Source organism: Bacillus sp. B25(2016b) (genome assembly GCF_001679765.1).
GTDB lineage: Bacteria > Bacillota > Bacilli > Bacillales > Bacillaceae_G > Bacillus_A > Bacillus_A thuringiensis_K.
In genome coordinates, this window is sequence record NZ_CP016285.1 from 2,992,851 (window position 1) to 3,012,699 (window position 19,849).

A 19,849-nucleotide genomic window follows, 5' to 3' on the forward strand; every position below is an offset into this window, starting at 1 on the left:
ACATCCTTACCTTAAGAAACAATTGAATTTTTTGCAAGAAAAAGAAAAAGAATCTATTTTGAAAAAAGATGATTCAAAATAGATTCTTACGTTTTAGTATTAAGATTATTTTAATAAAAAATAAGTTCTAAGCTTTAGAAATATCAACGAATCCTTCTCCAAATACGTCACGAACATCATGTATAGCGATGAATGCAGCCGGATCTGTAGTTTGAACAATCCTCTTTAGCTTCACTACTTCTTGCTTATTGATAACAACATAAAGAATTTCCTTCGGAGTTTTCGTGTAATAGCCATGACCTGAATACACGGTAACCCCTCTGCCCATTAACGTAGTTACCTTCCCGGCAATTTCATTCGGGTTATCAGAAATAATTGTAATGGCTTTCTTCGGATTTAAACCTTCAATTACAAACTCCATCACTTTCGTTGCTACATATAGCATAATAATTGTTATCATCAGTTTTTCTGCACCAATGATGAAATAAGATGAAAACGCAACGATTAAATCGAAGAACAGTAGACCGTAGCTAATGCTCCATCCTAAATACTTATGCGTCATCCTTGCTAAGATGGTAGTACCTGCAGTTGTTCCGCCAACGCGAATGATAAGACCAATCCCGCATCCAATAAATATTCCTCCGAAAATGGCATTTACGAGCATTTCATCCGAAGCAATCGTCCATCCTTCTGTCAAATGAAGGAATAGCGAGTTCGTAACTACAGCGATAATCGTATAAATTGTTGTTATCTTATTTAAAAATTTATAACCGGCTATTAACAAAATTGCATTTAAAATTAAGTTAACTAAGCCCGGTGACCATTCAAATAAATAGTACGTAATAATCGTGATACCTGTTACCCCACCCTCACCAAACTCGTTCGGGATAACAAACAAATTGACACCTAACGCAAAAAGAAATGCACCAATAATAATAAAAATAATGTCTGTCGTTCTTTTTTTCATACAGTACCTCACTTCTTATGTAAATATTTATTCTGCCATAAACTCTCACCATTATATCGTGGAATATTCAAATCGAACAGTGGTTTGTTTTTATTTTAATATAAGATAAAAAATCAACATTATTTATTATGTACTGCAAATAAAGTTTTGATTTCAACCGTAATTTACTCTTAAAAAGAAATGCTAAACATTGACTTACACAAATTTCAAATAAAAAAGTACCCATCTAATTGTCATACGCAATGAGAATTAGATGGGTACTGCATGATACATTTAGTTTTTACATGTATTGTTTAGAGAAAATTGCAAATAACGACCTATACTCGCCTTATTAAGACCAAATCCATACATCATCATTATTTTCAGCGTTCGTCTTTGCTTCATGAACTTTTTCAATATGATCAACTGTGTTCCAGTTAATAGAAATACCGCCCCAGCCTACATACTTCATATCAATTTTTACTTTCTCACCCACATTAAATACTTGTCCCTTTGTTAAGAAAACATCAATAATCACTTTCTTCCCGTTTAGCGATGGATACTCCACTACGACATATTTAGTAGCACCGTCTCCCTCATCTTCCATCGTTCCTACTTTTGATACTTCCCCAATCACATAATCAGGAGAGCCATCTTCTTTCTTGTGCATGCCTAACTTGTTTGTTGTATTTTCAATTGCAGTTGCAACCATATATTCTGTAAAATTACGCATCATAGATCCAGTAGCTTTAACCTCATCTCCTACTTTCACATTTGAGAAAGTATCCATGTATACACTAACAGGCTCCTCATATTGCTTAGATTTTACGACAATTACACCGTTATCTACTTCTACTACTCGTCCTTCTAACGTCGAGAAATTCGATTCAATAGAAGCGGCACTCGCTTTTGTTAGTTCTAACCCTGGTACATTTGTTCCTGATAATGCTGCGATACCTAAAGCACCTGCTAAAATTATTTTTTTCATACCCATATGTAACATCTCCATTCATGATGATTGTATTTGTTTGATTGGTATCGACCAACCTGTAATCATTATAGTTACAAGCCATAAAAATAACAACCGTTTTCCTCATGCAATGTTGCATACTGTAATTTTCAAATGTAAATTGATTATTCCTATATTCAACACTAAGACTGAATTCTTGAATCCCAGCAGGTAAACGGATTAATGATGAAGAAACTAATTTCATACATCATGTTTTTCAATGATACAGTTTGTATAATCGTAGTCCATTACATTATGTAGCAGCGGAGTTAACATGTTAATAAAACCAAAGAGGTTACAAGCAGGAGATATCCTGGCGACAGTAAGTCCTTCATGAGGAGGCGCAGGTGATTCTGAGATAAGATAACGATATGACAGGGCTCAAATAAATAAAAACACCCCTATAAGATATGACTGTGAATTAGTACTTTTCAAATGATAAAGGGGGATTTACATGTATGGAAGTAACATTTACAGTAAGTAAATGGGATGAAAAACCAATCGATGATACTAAAAAAGATTTCCCTATTAATATTGCACATGTCGAATATGATATTGATGGTGAATTAAAAGGAAAAGCTTTTATTGAATACTTCTTATATTATTTAGACTCAAATATAAATGATGGTCACTTAGCTACTTCTAAAATTTCTGGATTTTTACACTTTGAAGGAATTTATAAGGGGCAACAAGGGACATTTACAGCTATAGAGCAAGAAATATTTGATAAAGAAAATTTAGATTCCCCAGGAACAATTATTAAAGCTACCGGTAACTTAGAAAATCTAAAAGGATCCTATAATTATCAATTTACAGGTCAAACCAGTAAACTAATTTTAGAGTTTGAATGTTAGCAAAATATCCTATAATTTAGTGGAAAGGACACTTCTTGTAATACTAGGAATGTCCTTTTTGTTGACGAGCTTATTCAAGTTAAAAATGAACAGAGTATATTATCAATATACAGCAATGCATATCATTTTCGTTATGGTGGAATTAAAAACCTAAGCCCGAGTGACGTGGCCCCCACCTATTCATTACTTTTTCTACTAACTAAAGAATAATCCCAGAAAAACTCCCCTTCATAACTTCCTTTTCAAGTTTATTCCTACATATAAACATCGCAGTAATATTTGTACGATTTTTTTCATCGGGTTCAAATTGTTCAATGGTTACGTCACAACGAATTGTGTCACCACTAAACACAGGACGTAAAAATTCAAAATCTATCTTGCAAGCTAGTACGTTATAATCACCGCCAATTTTTGTAGGTAGTGTTGATGTTAAAAGCCCTTGTACAACAAATCTCCCCTGCTCATCTGGTGTAACATGATGAACACCTTCATCTTTCGATACTTCCGTAAATAACGCAACATCTTCTTTTGTAAACGTTCGTTCAAAGGTGATTTTTTCGCCTACTTGTAATTTCATCCCATGCCCCTCCTCAAAAACTCTTTTAAAATAAGAAAAACCGAAACTATAATCATTTCGGTTTTTCAAAACTGTAGAAGTCTATATTTACTTTAAAGAATGTACAAACAACCCGCTGCGCAGTTTCGGTTCAAACCACGTTGATTTTGGCGGCATAACTTCTCCAGCGCCTGCGATTGCTAATAACGATTCCATTGATGTCGGATATAGTGAGAACGCTGCTTTATATTCACCGCTATTTACAAGGCGTTCTAGTTCTTCTAACCCGCGGATTCCTCCGACAAAATCAACGCGTGAATCAGATCGCGGATCGTGTATTTCAAGTACTTGGCTTAATAAATGATCTTGCAGAATAGATACATCCAAACCTTTCACGAGATCATTCGCATCAAACGTTTCCTCTTTCACTGTAAGCTTATACCACTTCTCATTTACATACATTCCAAATGTTTTTGGCTCATTTGGTTTATACGGAGAAACAGCCGCTTCTTCTACATAAAAGTATTGCGCTATTTGTTTTAAAAACTGTTCTTCTGATAAACCATTTAAATCTTTTACAACTCGGTTATAGTCCCAAATGGATAACTCATCGTGTGGGAATAAAACAGATAAGAAGAAATTAAATTCCTCTTCTCCTGTGTAATTCGGATATTGTTCTCTTCGCATGATCCCTACTTTTGCAGCTGATGCAGAGCGGTGATGTCCATCTGCAATGTACAGGTTAGGAATATCTTCAAATAAGTTTACTAAACTTGCAATTACTTCTTCATCAGCTATTTTCCAAGCAACGTGCCTAACGCCGTCTTCTGCTGTAAATGTATAGATTGGCGCATGTTCTTCTTTCCAGCTGGCAATGAAATGCTTTATCTCTTCTTTTGTACGATACGTTAAAAAGATAGGACCCGTATTTGCATCACACACATCTACGTGACGAATACGATCTAGCTCTTTTTCATGACGCGTTCTCTCATGTTTTTTAATTGTATCATCTTCATACTCATCAATAGATGTACAAACGACAAGGCCTGACTGCGTTCTTCCCTGCATCGTCAGTTCATAAATGTATAACGCTGGCTCTTCGTCTTGAATGAACACTTCTTCTCGTATAAATCGATTTAAATTTTCACCCGCTTTTTCATATACACGATCATCGTACGGTGAAAGTGCCGGGTCTAAATCAATTTCTGCTTTATCAACATGCAAGAAAGAATATGGATTCCCTTTTACAACTTCCCTTGCCTCTTCACTATTTAATACGTCATACGGTAAAGCTGCCACTTGTGCCGCTTTTTCCTCTACTGGACGAATGGCCCGAAACGGTCGTATTTTTGCCACATTCCTCTCTCCTTTACACAATCATTCGAACGGCTACAACACCTGTAATTTTGCTTATATTTTCTACAATATTCTCTTTTATTATATCATCAATTCCGTTATCGATATCAATCATTGTGTATGCCCAAGAATGTTTACTACGATTAATCATATCGGCAATATTAATATGATGTTCCGCTAAGCATCCTGTAATTTGCCCTACCATATTCGGGACGTTTTGATGCATAATTGTAATTCGTTTCTTTCCGATATACGGTAATTCTACGTTTGGATAGTTTACTGAATTACGAATATTTCCTGTCTCTAAATATTCACGTAATTGGCGCGCTGCCATTACTGCACAATTTTCTTCTGATTCAGACGTAGATGCACCGAGGTGAGGCGTCGCTGTTACGTTTTTCATTTTAATCACATTTTCATTCGGGAAGTCAGTTACGTAATGCGCAATAACATCTTCTTCTAACGCTTTTTGAAGAACTTTTTCATCTACAAGTTCTCCTCTTGAGAAATTGAATAAACGCATTCCTTTTTTCATCTTCTCTATAGCGTGTTCACCAATAAGCCCCTTCGTTTGATTGGTAAGAGGAATATGCAGTGTAATATAATCACACGTTGCAAAAATTTCATCAAGGCTAAATGCTCTTTGCACATGTGTAGAAAGGCGCCAAGCTGTTTCAACTGAAATATAAGGATCATATCCAATAACGTCCATCCCTAACGCTAACGCATCGTTCGCAACTAAAGCACCGATTGCGCCAAGGCCAATTACACCTAGACGTTTTCCTGCAATTTCTGATCCAACGAATTGTTTTTTTCCTGATTCAACAAGCTGCGGTACTTCTTCACCCTCTAAATTTTTCGTCCAGCTTACACCGTTAATAATGTTACGTGAAGACATAATAAGGCTGGCGATAATAAGTTCCTTTACTGCATTGGCATTCGCTCCTGGTGTATTAAATACTACAATCCCTTTTTCTGTACATCGCTCGACAGGAATATTATTTACACCAGCACCAGCTCTTGCAATCGCCTTTAAGTCTTTTAAAAAATCTTCTTGATGTAAAGAATAGCTGCGAAGTAAAATACCATCTGGGTGATCCATTCTCTCCCCTACTTCATAACGCTCTCCGCTAAGAACTTGTAAACCTTTTTCCGCAATTTGATTTAACGTTTGAACACGAAACATATCCCCATCTCCCTATCTATTCTCAAGCTCAAATTCCTTCATATAATTTACTAATTGCTGTACGCCTTGTACTGGCATCGCATTGTAAATACTAGCTCGCATACCACCGACTGAGCGATGTCCTTTTAGCGTAACAAGACCGCGTTCTTTCGCTTTTTGTAAAAACTCATTGTTCAGATCTTCTGACGGTGTTGTAAACGGAATGTTCATAAGTGATCGATACGTAGGATCAACTGGTGAAGTAAACAATGTTGATTCATCTAAGAAATTGTAAAGAAGTGAAGATTTCATTCTATTCTGTTCTTCAATCGCAGATACCCCGCCCTGTTCTTTCAGCCACTCTAGTACAAGTTTCGTTACGTAAATACTAAAGGACGGCGGTGTATTATATAAGGAGTTATTTTTGCTGTAAGTTTCATAGTTTAACATCGTAGGACAAGAGCGATCTGCTCCTCCAATTAAATCTCTTTTTATAATTGCAATCGTTAAGCCCGCTGGCCCTAAATTCTTTTGCGCTCCCGCATATATAAGGCCAAACTTCGTAACATCATATTGTTCTGATAAAATATTTGAGGACATATCCGCAACGAGCGGTACTTTATCTAAATGTGGAACTTCTACATATTTCGTCCCCTCAATTGTATTATTCGTTGTAATATGTACATAATCTAGTTTTTCATCGCTCAGTAAACCATCCAATTTAGGAATTGTAGTAAACTTCTCTTTTTCAGAAGAAGCAATCACTTGTACTTCCCCTACTTTTTCAGCTTCTTGCATCGCCTTTTTTGACCATGAGCCAGTCAATACGTACCCTGCTTTTTTATACGTATTCATTACATTTAACGGTATCATAGAGAATTGTAATGACGCACCGCCTTGTAAAAACAATACATCATATTCATTAGGAATGTTCATTAATTCACGAAGTAGGTTACTCGCTTCATCTATAATACTTTGAAAATATGAAGATCGATGACTCATTTCCATAATAGACATGCCTGTCCCGTTATAATTTACAAGCTCCTTTTGCACTTTTTCTAAAACTGGCAAAGGGAGTATTGATGGTCCTGCTGAAAAATTATACACTCTCTCCATCACCATGATAACCCCCCTATTTCTCATTTTTATTAATTTTTAAACTTTCTGAATTATAACCTAAAATATAATATACGGTCAATTTGTTTTCCACTATTATGGCGTAAGACGCAATGGAATCGCTTGCAAGTGCAAACCTTTTTTTTATAAACATACAAAAAAGTGTTAAGTACATAATCGTACTTAACACTCTAGTAATGAAAGAATAATAGCTAATTGTCCGTAAAGAACCGATCAAAAATTTGATAAATTGCAGAAAGACCAATGAGCCAATAAATAGTGTCCACAAGCGCCGGCATAGAACCAAACCATTTCTCAACTACATTGTAATCTAACGCTACAAACAACCAATTCAAACCGCCGAGAATCACCAAAATTACTGTAAGGTAAGACAAAAATTTCATTATGATTGCCCCCTAGGTGATAAGATGGTGAAAGGCCTTTCACTAGAAATATATGTAGTAAACTTTAAAACTTACCTATTTTATAAAATTTATTTTCGGTACCACCCGCTAATAACTGCCTCTGCTTCTTTACTATGTATTTGATACGCATGTGTACTATCATTAGAGCCAATAAACCAAATTGAAAAACCTTTAAAATATGGTTTCGGTTCTAATACATCGCGGTAAGCACGCCATCCGTTTAATTGTACGTCTTTTGAAAACACATTAGAAACATCTGGATTCCACGGATTTTGCAGTCCAAGTTCACGCGCTGGAACGTTAAATCCACCAAAATAAACAGGCTTTCCTGTTGCTTTATGTAATTGTTCTAGTTGCTGAACAACATTTTGCCCACGATTATATACTGTCGTCGCAAATAAACTTTGCTTCACTTCTTCGTATGATGGATTTCTTTTTCCTGAAACTTCAAACCAACTGTCTATGCTAACAATATCCACCTTTTTTAAATACGGGCGATTGATTTTCTCTTTAAACTTCGCTTCATAAGAAGGGTCCCAGCTTGCTGTTAACCACCAGTTCATTTGATACAAAATATTTCCTTTATACTGATTACGAACAAAATCAATTGTATCGCTCCAGTATCCTTCTGCATACTCCATATTCACGAAATTAGAAGCAATCTTTAGTCCATACACATTGTATTTACTTGTAATGGAATTAAAAATATCTTGCAGAATAACCGTCTTCCAATTCCAGAAGAAATCATTAATGTTACTTGGGTTCCATTCTGTCTCTCCAACATTCCCCTGCTGAATATACGGGAACGGTTCCACTATAACTTGAATATTACGCTTTAATAATTCTTGAATTAAAATAATAGCTTGTTGCTTTTGCGCTTGATTAATTACCATGTTAGTAGAAGTCACATTTGGGATATCTACTTGAATCGGTACATTTACTGTATTTAAATTTAAGCGCTCCACATCCGCTAATACTTTCGCTACATTTCCAACTTCCCATACTGTTACGTTTCCTGATTTGATTTTTCCAGATTGAACAGTATTTACATCTGCCTGTACATTTCCTTGAAAACAAAAAGAAAACAACATAATAAACACTCCTAAAAAACTTATTAAACTCTTATTTTTCTTCACAACTTTCCCCCTATAATTTTTGGCTTTCTTGATTATTTTATACAACGTTTCATATATATTCCACAAAAAATCCAATAAATTTTTATTGATAAAAATGCTATTCATCCTTTATTCACATCTTACTCATACTAAGCTCCTAAAAATATTAAGATAAATAAAAAAGGAACGGATTTCCGCTCCTTTTTTATCTTTTTACAATTATCAATCCATTTCCCTTTTAGGCTCTACCAACATGATATGAGATTCCTTTTCAGTGAAAGGTTTATGCTCAACGCCTCTCGGGACAATAAACATCTCGCCTTTAGAAATTTTCACCTGTCCATCACGAAAATCGATGAACATCTCCCCTTCAAGCACAATAAATAGCTTATCCGTATTAGGGTGCTCATGCCATATAAAATCTCCATTAGCTTTAAAAAGCTGAATTTGATCGTCATTCATTTCACCAATCACTTGTGGATACCAATAATCGTTAATTTTAGATAACTCGTCATTTAGTTTAATAGGTTGGTAATGGATAATAATCCCTCCTCACTTTCAAATTCCACCATATTACAGTAATATAAGTAAAAAAGTCGTTATTACGCTTAAAAAGAAAATGCTCCGGCCAGAACTTTTCATTCAGATAGTACAAAGGAGTGATTTCAATGAAAGTACTTTCAATCCAATGTTTCCTTTAACTCTCCATAAGTATAGAACAGTGATTTTCAAATAAGAATGGACCCCTGTTGACATTAGTATGGATTATTGATGAACTTCTCGCGATATTTAGTAGGCGAAATGCCAACTCGCTTCTTGAAAACTCTACTAAAATAAAAAGGGTCTGCGATTCCAACAGCCTGCGCAATTTGTTGTACAGGCACATCACTTGTACATAACATTTTTTGAGCCATCTTTATACGATAGTTCAATAAATATTCTGTTGCCCCCATACCTGCATGCTTTCTAAACACGTAAGAAAGACGATTTCGATTAACATTATTTTGTTCTGTAAGCGTATGAATTGTAATATCTTTATAATAATATTTACGAACGTAACTAGATATTCGTTCGAATAAAGTATGCGACTCATAATTGCTTTCTCTATTGAAAACACTTAATAAAGCTTCATTCAACGCTTCGCGAAACAGCATTTCGGTCTGAAACATCGAAATGCCTCCACGCTGATTATATACATCCCAAAGACGCATAAGTAATTCGACAAGACGAGGAGATTGTCCTGTTAATAATTCAAAATGCTGATGAGTAAAGCCAGAGTCTTCTCGTTCTGAATTGCTTATCTGATATAAAACAAGAATATATTCCCAGTTCATTTCACCAAGCATTTTATGGGCTAATGTCATTTTTGCACCCCCATGTATAACTTTTCCTGGGGAAAGAGTATACGGCGTACCATTAAATTGAAATTGCGTCTTCCCTGTAATTGGAAATACAAATCCTGGGAAAGAATCTGTAGACTCAGCAAAAGGCACACCTGGATTTTTAGCATAACGATATACTCCTTCTACTCGGAAAGGAGTATTGGCAAGATACTCTGCTAACTCATTCACGTCCAACTTCACAATACACGCCTCATTTCAATAATAGTTTTCTTGTAATTCGCGAGATTAATTGGTGTACATTCTGGGAAACGCTAAACTAAAAATAGTACATACAACTTAACAAGATCTGGTTATTAACCTATAAATATATTATTTTTCATTTATTGACCAAAGTATCCTCCCTATATTATTGATAATGATTTTCATTGTAGTTTGATAAAAAAACATTTGTCAAGTTGGCTGGCCTAGAAAAATGATGAAACAAGGGGGATAGAGGAACAGTTCTGTTGCAAATAATACCTAGTCTTTGTTAACTAATTCCCCTCAAAACTGGAATGATCATGTTAATAGTTGTAATGACTTTATTAGTTACAGCACTTGCAGCATGTGGAAATAATCGTAATCCTGAAGAAGTTGCTACAGCGTATTTCGAAGATGGAAACAGCCTACTATCAAATTAAATGATAGTAGGCTGGCTGTTAAAATTATTTAAGAACTGGGTTATGTTCTAAATGATAAGCTTTCATTATCAAAAAGAGTATTACTAGTTCCCTCCACAAACAAAAACACCCTATCACTTCGGTTCTAAATTTAGCACCTTCCCCTCTATCCCCTCCGTATTCAATGTAGTCGTATGATACGTACCATTTACCCAATCATCTATTTGATCATGATACCAATCGCTTCTAAAATGTCCCGACTGTCCTGGTCCTACGATATGATAACCGTTTGACATATCTTTCGTATCAATAATGAATCTCCAAGACGCTCCATGATTGACAATGCCGTTCTCGCCGTAACTCGCTGCTTGGACGGTAACTTGACTTCCTCCAATTGGAACTGGTTTCTCACGATTAAAAGCGAGTAATGCTAACATACTCGATGATTTCGAAATTGGATGTGTAAAAGCGAGTTGATGATAATCGCCCCACTTCCAGCCCCCAACATCGGGTCCATATTCCTTCTGCAATTTCTTCATTACATTCTCGTACGATGTATGTACAACTTTTGTTAACCCTCCGTACTTCGTAAACCAAGCGCTATTTTCTCCCGCTACTTCTTTTCGAATCAATTCATCAACAACTTGTGACTTCCCTTCAAATAACTCCATTACATCTTTCGGTATTTCTTTTGAAAATAACGTATTTGAAATCTCTTTCATTAACAAATGGAATATTAATGGTGCCGCTTCATCTTTACTATCGTAAAAATTCCACTTTGTTAATTGGTTTACGCCTTCTTCCTCTACCTCATTTAAAGATGCTTTATTTAACTCTTTTAAAAATATAGGAGTAAACTCTTTCCCGTATAAATTCTTTTGATCCATCTGTAACTCTTCTAAATCTTTCACCGTATACTTTTCCTTCTCGTGCAAAAATTCTTGAATACGCATTTGCCTATATGGCTGCGCCCACGTATTGCTAATATGATACGGATAATCATCATCAACAATTTTATTATTCGCAGTTGAAATAAACCCTTGTTTTGGATTGATTACTTTTGGAAGTTGATCAAACGGGATATACCCTTCCCATTCATATTCATCTGTCCATCCTGGAACAGGTAAGCTACCATCACCTTTTTTACGCACTGGTATATTTCCATTCGCTTTATAAGCAATTGTGCCGTCGTTTGATGCAAACACAAAGTTTTGGGTTGGTGTATGAAAATCTTGAAGAGCGGTTTCAAACTCATTCCAGTCTTTCGCTTTGTTCATATTTAATACAGCTTTTAACTCAGCTGACGGTTCTAAAGCTGTCCACTTTAAAGAGAATACTGTTTTCGTTTTCTCCTTCCCCTTATCCGCAAACTCTGAAATTACTGGTCCATGCCTCGTAATCGTAACGTTATAAGGAATTGTCTTCCTGCCTTTTACTTTAATCGACTCGTCTACAACGGTAGCTTTCTCCCATTTATCGTTATACAGAAATTCATTTTCATTATTAGGATTTCTCTTCTCAATATATAAATCTTGCACATCAGGCCCCGTATTCGTAACGCCCCACGCTATTTTGTCATTGTGTCCTAATATAACACCTGGTACTCCGGCAAAAATAACGCCACTCACATTCAAACCTTTCATTTCAAGTCTCGTTTGATACCAAATAGAAGGCGTCGCAAGAGATAAATGAGGATCATCTGCTAAAATTGGCTTACCTGACGCACTCTTCTCACCGCTCACAACCCAGTTATTACTACCGTTAAACTCCGGCGGAATTATCGTTTTTGAAAAACTTTGTGCTACGTCCACATTTGTATTTTTCAGTTCAGTTAGCAATCTAGGGGCATCTTTCGGATATGCAGGAAATAGCTCATTCGCTTGCTCTTTCGGAAGATTTTTCAGCGCCCAATATCGAAATGCCTGTCCGTGCCAATGTCCTCCTAAGTCAAACGCCATATACTTCCCGATTGTTAAAGTATCAACAATTGACCACTCAGCAGGTTCATAACCTAATATAGTAAACTCAACTGGTAATTTCTTTTCCTTTTTCGCCTCACGTATAAAAGCGTTCACCCCATCAGCAAATGACTGGAGGGCATATTTCGCTTCTCCATCATATTGACCAACTGAAGCTTCGGCCGCTCGCCGTAAACCGAGTGTTCGAAACAATTTATCTCGATCAACAGCTGCTTCCCCAACGACTTCACTTAACATACCAGACGCTTGTCTTCTACTTAAATCCATTTGAAACAAACGATCTTGCGCTTGCACATATCCTTGTGAAAAATATAAATCATGTGCATTTTCCGATTTAATATGCGGTACACCTTTACTATCACGCTTCACCGTAACAGCCTGTTGTAAACCCTCTAGCTTTATCGTTCCATCTATCTTTGGCATAGATTTCAGCGTATATATGTTCAAAAAAATCACAGCGGAAATAACTAACAAAAGAACGATACTACTAGCCCAAATAAAAATTCTTTTTCCCTTTTTTCGTTTCTTCTTTATAACGACTTCCATATAACCACCCCTTTCTCACACAATTCGCTTCTTTTTGAGAAAGAACCTTTTAAAGACATTGAAAAACCCCCTTCATTTTCCTACCAATGAAGGGGGTTTTTCTTATCGTTCGCTACGCCAACTTTCATTATGCCCAAGATTTGAATCTGTCGCTACTTGCACATCATATAACATTTCACTAAAGAAGCGTTTATCTACTTCTTTTGGTACAATGCGTCTTTCATCATCAATCTCATCGTATTCATATGAACCACGATTCACTGTACCTGCTTTATAAAATTGAATGTCAAATACACATACATCTTCTTCATCTTCATAACCAATCGGCGCTCCGCTAAATGACAATTGCACGCCTAATCCGGTACGAGTATCTTCTTTGTAAAATGTATAATACACACCGCCATCTTGAACAGACCCACGGATCCATCCAAGCTTCGTCATCTTACCGAATAACGAACGACCATTTAGTAAAATACCGCCAAATCTCTCAATAGCACTCTCATCATTCTCTTCTACTACAAACACTGGACGCTCAATTTGTAGGAACGGCTGAACAATTCCCGCACTTTCTAATTGCTCTTTCCATAATTCCTTCTCCGCCTCAGGCAATTCTAACGGATGAACGAAACCAATAACAGTGCCAGATGAAAGTTCATAACTCTTCCCGTCAATTGTACAGAACACGCCACCTTCTGCATAACGGAATGCCTTCAGCAACTTCCCTTCCTTATACTCACCCCAAATGAGTGAAATAGAAAATTGCTTCATAATTGGATTATCCATAAATACAGACTTCCATGCATTATGTGACCAATAACGCTTTAATGAAAGTGCCGTTTCCAATCGTTGTTTTTGCATGGAAAGAGTATTTCGGAGTTCCTTCTTTAAAGAGGCTAATTCTTTTTTAGCCTCTTCAGCCTTTTCTACATCATCTTTTGCATTCGGCTTTGGAAGTGACTTCATACGTTTTCCTTCTTCTGTCTCTAATTCAATTTTTGACTCTGTAGTTAAAATGGCAGTAAAACTTCGATTCCCGAAATCAATTATTTTTTCACCATGTATAGTAAAGCCGAGGTCCGGCACCAATTGATCTTCCAGCTCTTCCTCTGTTATACCACGTGTTTTCGCAGCAAGACTTAGCGCTTCTTTTGCTGCATTACGTACTTGCTTATGTTTATATTTAAATGCTATTGCATGAATAGACATAAGTGCAAGCTTAGATGAAGACAAACCTAAAGCACGAACGGCATCCGCTGCTATCTTTCCTCTCATTTGAAGCACCCATTCATCAATTTGCTTTATAAGTATGTCGACCATTTTGTCGTCACTATACATTCCGTATAACGAAAGAATTCCACGCTTCTTCACATCTGCGTCTTGAGAAATCCATATTTGATATATTGTTTGCACACATTCTTTTAAGTCCTCTTCATTTAAAGCTCTACCAATTACTTCTGCCGTTTCTTTCTTCTCAATAACAGCATCTGAAATATACTGTTGTAAATAGGCTAACGGAATTGCAGCATCAGCAATTTCATCCGAGTCACGTAAACGGATTTGTGGCTCATCCCCAATCAATTGCAGAAGTGAATTTCTTGTTTGTTCAGTTAAAATACGTGCACATAGTTCTTCTATTTTTTCTTCCTCCGTTTGGAATAATAATGAGAATTTTCCTGCGAAAGATTCATTTTTACTTTCTTGCAAAGCTTCCTGTACAAGTTTCGTATATTTTTCAATCTTATACTCTATAAGTATTTTCATCACATTTTCACGAACAACTTTCTTTTTATTATGAAGTTCAACTGCTACATCTGCTGCAGCTTCCACATCTTTTGAAAGCAGTTTAACTACAGACTCACGCATTTTTTTAGATGAATCTCCTAAGCTTTTAATTAAAATTGGACGCATTTTAATCATGTTATCCTTTGCTAACTCTTCTAAAATATATGCTTTGGCCACAGCAGAATACTCATCAAATCTTTCAATGATGTACGCTTGTTCTTTTACAATTACACAAACAAGCGCTTCCTTCGCCTTATTTCTCTCTTCACTGTAGCATGCAGCTTCTTCAACTGCATAAGCGATAAGCTTTTCCTTACTTAACCCATACGAAAGCAGATCTTCTAATACTTGTTTCGGTTCTACTCCTCTGACAGAACATTCGTAAAGAAGTTCGTATAAATTAACACTATCATCATCTCCAAACTGTAGTGTAAGTACAGCTTCCCTCTTCGCTACATCATCTATATCCCAAAGAAGCGCAACCTCTAACACCGGCATACCCCAATACATACTCCTATATTTCGGATTTTTAAGTATTTGCTTCATATCCTCAAGTGACAATTTCCCTTGTAAATAATCACGATATGTATCCCGCACTGTAGACAATTTTATTTGCAAAGCAGCAACAAAAAATTCTTCTCGCATTTTCCCTATATTTAGCTCATATCCTTTTTCAGCTAACGTTCGTGCGATGATGAGATAATTCATTTTACTTACATATTGCAAAGTATTTTGAATAAATTCAGGATCTTCCTCCAACATAAAGCATAGCAATTCATATTCATACGTCTTACAAAAATCCTCACTATTTAAATCATGTTGCCTTAGACGATGCGCAAAAAATCTTTCCTTAGAAATCCAAAACTGTGTACAAAAACTTTGAATTTCTTCATATGTTTCTCTATTTACACTACCAGTTTTTTTGTAGTTTTGAGACTGACCGAGAGTGTGACACATATAACGTGTTGCATAGTTTATAAAACCCCAAACATTTTTCTTCGCCAATATTTCAATATATCGCCTCGCAACATTCGAATATTTATGAACACAAAATAATAGCCGCCAAATATGTTCCGGTAAATTCCCACCTATAAATACTTCACTATCATCTTCACCTTTTAAATACCGTTTAACTGCTTCAACCTTTTCCTTTTCCCCTAGCAGTTTCAATATAAATTCTGTATGTTCTTCTAACCTTTCATTCAATAAAGAACTATATGTACGAAACTTTTCATAATCTACATCAAACATTATGAGAAGTAATGGTACTTGCTGCTTAGTTGGTAAAGTATGTAATTGTCCCTCTATATAGTTCAGACTCTCTTTTGTTAACTCTCTAAGAAAAACATCTGCTTCATTTACATAACTTGAAATACTGGATAAATATTTACATGCGATTGCTACAAGTTTGTCCAAAGGAAGTGCACTTTTTTCTAAATAAATCTTCATTTTAGAAAAACTGACATGCGCAAAACGGACTACTAGAACATTTAATAAATGCTCCTCGAGTATATGGTAAAATAATCGAAAAAAATCCGGATCTTGTTTATGCACTTTCCTAAAATCGTTTATAAATCGCTCCGCAAAATCACTTCTTTTTTGATCGCGAATTGTCGTTAGTTGAATATTTTTTAAAATCTCTTCTTCTTTTGTCTGTAAATATCGTTGTGATAATTGTTTCTGTTCTTCTGTCATAATAATATATTGAAACAACTCAGATGTACTAGTAGTCAAACTTTGTACCCCCCGCATCTTTTTATCTATTATAAAAATACCCTTATTTAATGGTAGTATAGCATAAAACCCACGAAAACGAACATACATTCTATATTAAATTAATGTAAATTAAAATACACTACTCAACATACATGTCCTTCTCTCTAAACTTCCCATTACAGACTTCTCCCCACTAAAATCCTTTAACTTTTTGCTACACCAATTCCTCAAAATCCCCTTCACATAAGCTAACGTTTTCTTATTATTTTCAAACGCAATTTTAAGTGCCTCTAACACTTTCTCTCCAGAAAGTCTTTGTATCCAATTCTTCAATTCCTTCACAATATATGGGGATAAACTACTAATATTTTGTTCATAAAACTTATAAACTTCACTATTTGGAACGTCCTCTTCTATGGTTTCCACCTCTATCTCTTCCGCTTCTTCTTTCTCTTCAATAACTACTTGTGAACTACTATTATCCTCTTCTTTTGGCATACCAAAATGCTGCAATAATAATGGAATCTTGTATTCTTCTTCAAGGCATTTACGTAAAAATATATGTATGGACTCATTACTTTTTATAGTCTTTAACTCACGTAATACGCACTTCTCCACATTCGTATTTGAAATAGGGTTATAGTGTAACCAGTTTATTATGAATACCTCTTTCGTTTCCGTATCATATAGAATCTTTCCATACTCAACAAACCTGTTTAGCAACTTCTCAACAGTCTCCATACTATAACCTGTTTCAAGCTCTGCCACACGCTTCGGTAATATATAAATACCACATTGCTTCGTTTTCGTACCAGTTAACAAATATATGTAAAAATAACGCTCCTCTGGCGTTAAATCTAATATGAATTCATCTTGCCAAAAGTTCACCTGCACATTACGGTATACTGCCATATGTTTCCCTCCACTCTTTGCTAGTAAATAGGAAAATTTTAATTCTTCATTATAAAGATAGGACTGCGGGAATGGTTTTGGCATTCGAATTACAATTTTTTTACTACTACAACGCCGGTTTCATTTTTTCGCGCTTGTTTTGTTCTTGTAGTTGTTTTTGTTTTTGTTTTTTCTTAGTGATTTATTACTTGGTAGGGGCTTATGAGGGGCTTGGAAGGGCATTCTACATTACAATCTATCAAATACAATTGTTCTTCCTACTAAATAGGAGCTATTCCAAATTATTATTTTGGATAGCTCCTTTCAAATTCTTCTTATTTTTTTACTTCTACCAATGTCAGCTTCTACATACAATTTCTTCTGCTATTTGTGGGCAGTAACACTCTCATTTCAAAATTTGGTGAATAAACTGCTTGATTGCAATGCGAGTGGCCCTCACTGATTAAAGTTTCATTTTATTTTTGCATTGAATCTAACATCTTCACAATAAAGGCAGCCGCCTGACCACGAGTTGCTGTGCCTCGAGGATCAAACTCATTATTTCCAATACCATTAACTACCTTTAGACTGTATAATCGTTGAACCGATTCTTTGTATGTTATTAAATGCTTATCTGTAAATGGTAATGCTACTAACTCACCTGTAATTCCTTTATATCGTAATGCTTTGTCAATCATAATAGATACTTCTTCACGAGTAATTGGTGAGTTAGGATCAAAAATCCCTTCACCACGACCATTAATAATTCCTGCACTTGCACAACGTTTAATACCGTCATGAAGTGATGGATGTGCCTCATTGATATCTACAAATGACTTATTTCCCTCTGGTAGTTTAAGAGCATTCGAGATTAATTTCGCAAACTCCGCTCTCGTTACATTTCGATATGGAGCAAATACACCATTGCCTTCGCCTTGCATAATACCTAGACTGTTTAATTTACGAATATGCCCTTCAAACCATCCACCTGTAATATCATCTTTTGGTTTTTGTACTTCTTCCTTAGGTACATTGTAGTTAATTTTAATCCAACTTGGGTCATAGAAAATCCATTCTCCATTACCTACTTTATACCAACCATTTTTAACCGCTAATACTTTGTAACGATCTCCGTTTGAAGCTTTACGTACAACACGATGTTCAATACCCGCATCACTACGTACATTGATGCCACTACCATTTACCACTAGTTCCATGCTAGGTTCAGCTGGATTATTTTCATTTGGATTAAATGAGTCATTTTTATCTTGTAAAGGCGTATCAATCTGCGCATTTATATTTGCATACCACTGAATTCCTTGTACGAAACCAGCCCAATTACCACGTGAAATTAAAATGTCAGGACATTTTTTCCCGCTCCATTGTTGATGCTTGTAAATATGATCTGCACCAATTCCTTCTTTGTTCATTAAATAACCTGCAAGTCGTTTTGCATTTTCTAATGCTTTATTGTAATCACCATCTTGGTTAACCGCGATCTCGATACCGATAGATTCCCTGTTTCCTGATCCATCTCCATCTCCTGCATGCCAACCATTTTCGTTTGTTGGTAAGTGTTGATAAATTTGTTTATCGTCTACAGTAAAATGCCATGAAGCTATTCGGAAAGTGCCTTCAGTTGCTTGCTTGTATAAATATTTCGCATGATTTTCAGCATTAGCACCAGCGGCTGTATTTGCGGTCTCATGAATTGTAATGTAACGTGCTTTCATCGGATTTGCAGGACGAATATCAGGATTTCCTGCTGGAACAATCCACTCCACAAATGGAACTCCTGCAAGTGTTCCATATTTCTTCGTACTCTGTGCGCTATATTGAATACCTCTTGGCTTTGCAACAGGTTTCATTTGACGATCAGACCCATCATTTCGACCATCTACAGATTCAAATGCCTTTTCAATGTTTGAAATAGCTTCCTTTTCTGCTACTTGTCCCTTCTTAGCATCTTGCATTTTGTTTAATTCTTCTGTTTCATCATGTTTATGCTTATATTCTTCTAAAAGCATTTTTTCATTTTCAGATACTTCTGCTTCGTTAATTTGTACATGATTAGGAACTTCCAACTTGAAATTAGAATAATTTAATCCGCTCGATCCGTGTTCTCCTTGGGCAATATTAAGTTGATCAGTTTGAGAGTTGTTTATCTCTTCTGCTGATACTGATAAAGGTACGCTCCCTAAAATCACTAGACTTGTTGATAGTGCGATTACTTGTTGTTTGATTGTCTTATTCATTATTATAATAGATACATACACATTCCCGCCGTGTATGTATCTCAACCTCCCTTTATTGTCACATTAATTTTTTAAAATATGAATCTACTATGTACTTCTAATACATTTTCTTTTTATTTATATATTTAAATTATTA

At 35.7% G+C, this 19,849-nt stretch carries 15 protein-coding genes; 1 reads left to right on the plus strand and 14 read right to left on the minus strand.

All coding sequences use genetic code 11. The annotated features are described in order from the left end of the window. Window positions 1-127: 127 nt before the first annotated feature. Together BAQ53_RS15240 and BAQ53_RS15245 are read right to left on the minus strand one after the other, a co-directional pair. Window positions 128-967 (minus strand): YitT family protein, encoded by an 840-nt coding sequence (locus tag BAQ53_RS15240; RefSeq protein WP_000747488.1) that lies wholly within the window; start codon window positions 965-967, stop codon window positions 128-130. Window positions 968-1,298: 331 nt separating this feature from the next. Further along, a complete protein-coding gene (locus tag BAQ53_RS15245) occupies window positions 1,299-1,940 on the minus strand; it encodes an ATP F0F1 synthase subunit alpha (RefSeq protein ID WP_074594140.1) in 642 nt (213 codons plus the stop codon). Window positions 1,941-2,413: 473 nt separating this feature from the next. Between BAQ53_RS15245 and BAQ53_RS15250 the strand changes: the two genes are divergently transcribed. Continuing rightward, entirely contained in the window at window positions 2,414-2,809 is a 396-nt protein-coding gene (locus tag BAQ53_RS15250) for a DUF3224 domain-containing protein (protein WP_000454095.1), read from the plus strand. A gap of 199 nt (window positions 2,810-3,008) precedes the next feature. Here BAQ53_RS15250 and BAQ53_RS15255 read toward each other — a convergent pair whose 3' ends face one another. From BAQ53_RS15255 to BAQ53_RS15310, 12 genes are all read right to left on the minus strand, one after another. After that, window positions 3,009-3,386 carry a hotdog family protein gene (locus BAQ53_RS15255; RefSeq protein ID WP_208905721.1) on the minus strand — a complete coding sequence of 126 codons (378 nt, stop codon included), beginning with the start codon at window positions 3,384-3,386 and terminating at the stop codon, window positions 3,009-3,011. 87 nt (window positions 3,387-3,473) lie between these two features. After that, window positions 3,474-4,721 carry a DUF1015 domain-containing protein gene (locus tag BAQ53_RS15260; RefSeq protein ID WP_208905723.1) on the minus strand — a complete coding sequence of 416 codons (1,248 nt, stop codon included), beginning with the start codon at window positions 4,719-4,721 and terminating at the stop codon, window positions 3,474-3,476. A gap of 13 nt (window positions 4,722-4,734) precedes the next feature. Continuing rightward, a complete protein-coding gene (locus BAQ53_RS15265; RefSeq protein ID WP_208905726.1) occupies window positions 4,735-5,907 on the minus strand; it encodes a 3-phosphoglycerate dehydrogenase family protein in 1,173 nt (390 codons plus the stop codon). 12 nt (window positions 5,908-5,919) lie between these two features. Next, a complete protein-coding gene (gene serC, locus BAQ53_RS15270) occupies window positions 5,920-7,002 on the minus strand; it encodes a 3-phosphoserine/phosphohydroxythreonine transaminase (protein WP_061884855.1) in 1,083 nt (360 codons plus the stop codon). Between the two features lie 212 nt (window positions 7,003-7,214). Beyond that, the gene (locus BAQ53_RS15275; RefSeq protein WP_000670803.1) at window positions 7,215-7,406 is read right to left on the minus strand and encodes a DUF378 domain-containing protein; all 192 of its coding nucleotides are present in this window, start codon (window positions 7,404-7,406) and stop codon (window positions 7,215-7,217) included. Window positions 7,407-7,495: 89 nt separating this feature from the next. Beyond that, window positions 7,496-8,563 carry a glycoside hydrolase family 113 gene (locus tag BAQ53_RS15280; RefSeq protein ID WP_208905727.1) on the minus strand — a complete coding sequence of 356 codons (1,068 nt, stop codon included), beginning with the start codon at window positions 8,561-8,563 and terminating at the stop codon, window positions 7,496-7,498. A 201-nt stretch (window positions 8,564-8,764) separates the two neighbouring features. After that, window positions 8,765-9,004 (minus strand): cupin domain-containing protein, encoded by a 240-nt coding sequence (locus BAQ53_RS15285; RefSeq protein WP_000997182.1) that lies wholly within the window; start codon window positions 9,002-9,004, stop codon window positions 8,765-8,767. A 293-nt stretch (window positions 9,005-9,297) separates the two neighbouring features. Beyond that, window positions 9,298-10,125, minus strand: coding sequence for a helix-turn-helix transcriptional regulator (locus tag BAQ53_RS15290; protein WP_000762816.1), 828 nt, complete (start codon window positions 10,123-10,125; stop codon window positions 9,298-9,300). Between the two features lie 553 nt (window positions 10,126-10,678). Then, window positions 10,679-13,069: a penicillin acylase family protein gene (locus BAQ53_RS15295; protein ID WP_208905729.1), complete on the minus strand. Its 2,391-nt coding sequence runs from the start codon at window positions 13,067-13,069 to the stop codon at window positions 10,679-10,681. A 102-nt stretch (window positions 13,070-13,171) separates the two neighbouring features. Further along, window positions 13,172-16,585, minus strand: a complete 3,414-nt coding sequence (locus BAQ53_RS15300) for a DUF4132 domain-containing protein (RefSeq protein WP_208905732.1) — start codon at window positions 16,583-16,585, stop codon at window positions 13,172-13,174. 111 nt (window positions 16,586-16,696) lie between these two features. Next, window positions 16,697-17,479 carry a DnaD domain-containing protein gene (locus tag BAQ53_RS15305; RefSeq protein ID WP_208905734.1) on the minus strand — a complete coding sequence of 261 codons (783 nt, stop codon included), beginning with the start codon at window positions 17,477-17,479 and terminating at the stop codon, window positions 16,697-16,699. Between the two features lie 455 nt (window positions 17,480-17,934). After that, a complete protein-coding gene (locus tag BAQ53_RS15310) occupies window positions 17,935-19,713 on the minus strand; it encodes an S-layer homology domain-containing protein (RefSeq protein WP_208906955.1) in 1,779 nt (592 codons plus the stop codon). Window positions 19,714-19,849 lie beyond the last annotated feature (136 nt).

Bases quoted from the DNA above. Each gene is read 5' to 3' on its own strand.
- BAQ53_RS15240 (WP_000747488.1), bottom strand. From the start codon at position 967: ATGAAAAAAAGAACGACAGACATTATTTTTATTATTATTGGTGCATTT.
- BAQ53_RS15285 (WP_000997182.1), bottom strand. From the start codon at position 9,004: ATGAATGACGATCAAATTCAGCTTTTTAAAGCTAATGGAGATTTTATA.
- BAQ53_RS15295 (WP_208905729.1), bottom strand. From the start codon at position 13,069: ATGGAAGTCGTTATAAAGAAGAAACGAAAAAAGGGAAAAAGAATTTTT.
- BAQ53_RS15250 (WP_000454095.1), top strand. From the start codon at position 2,414: ATGGAAGTAACATTTACAGTAAGTAAATGGGATGAAAAACCAATCGAT.
- serC (WP_061884855.1), bottom strand. From the start codon at position 7,002: ATGGAGAGAGTGTATAATTTTTCAGCAGGACCATCAATACTCCCTTTG.
- BAQ53_RS15310 (WP_208906955.1), bottom strand. From the start codon at position 19,713: ATGAATAAGACAATCAAACAACAAGTAATCGCACTATCAACAAGTCTA.
- BAQ53_RS15305 (WP_208905734.1), bottom strand. From the start codon at position 17,479: ATGGCAGTATACCGTAATGTGCAGGTGAACTTTTGGCAAGATGAATTC.
- BAQ53_RS15255 (WP_208905721.1), bottom strand. From the start codon at position 3,386: ATGAAATTACAAGTAGGCGAAAAAATCACCTTTGAACGAACGTTTACA.
- BAQ53_RS15245 (WP_074594140.1), bottom strand. From the start codon at position 1,940: ATGGGTATGAAAAAAATAATTTTAGCAGGTGCTTTAGGTATCGCAGCA.
- BAQ53_RS15265 (WP_208905726.1), bottom strand. From the start codon at position 5,907: ATGTTTCGTGTTCAAACGTTAAATCAAATTGCGGAAAAAGGTTTACAA.
- BAQ53_RS15275 (WP_000670803.1), bottom strand. From the start codon at position 7,406: ATGAAATTTTTGTCTTACCTTACAGTAATTTTGGTGATTCTCGGCGGT.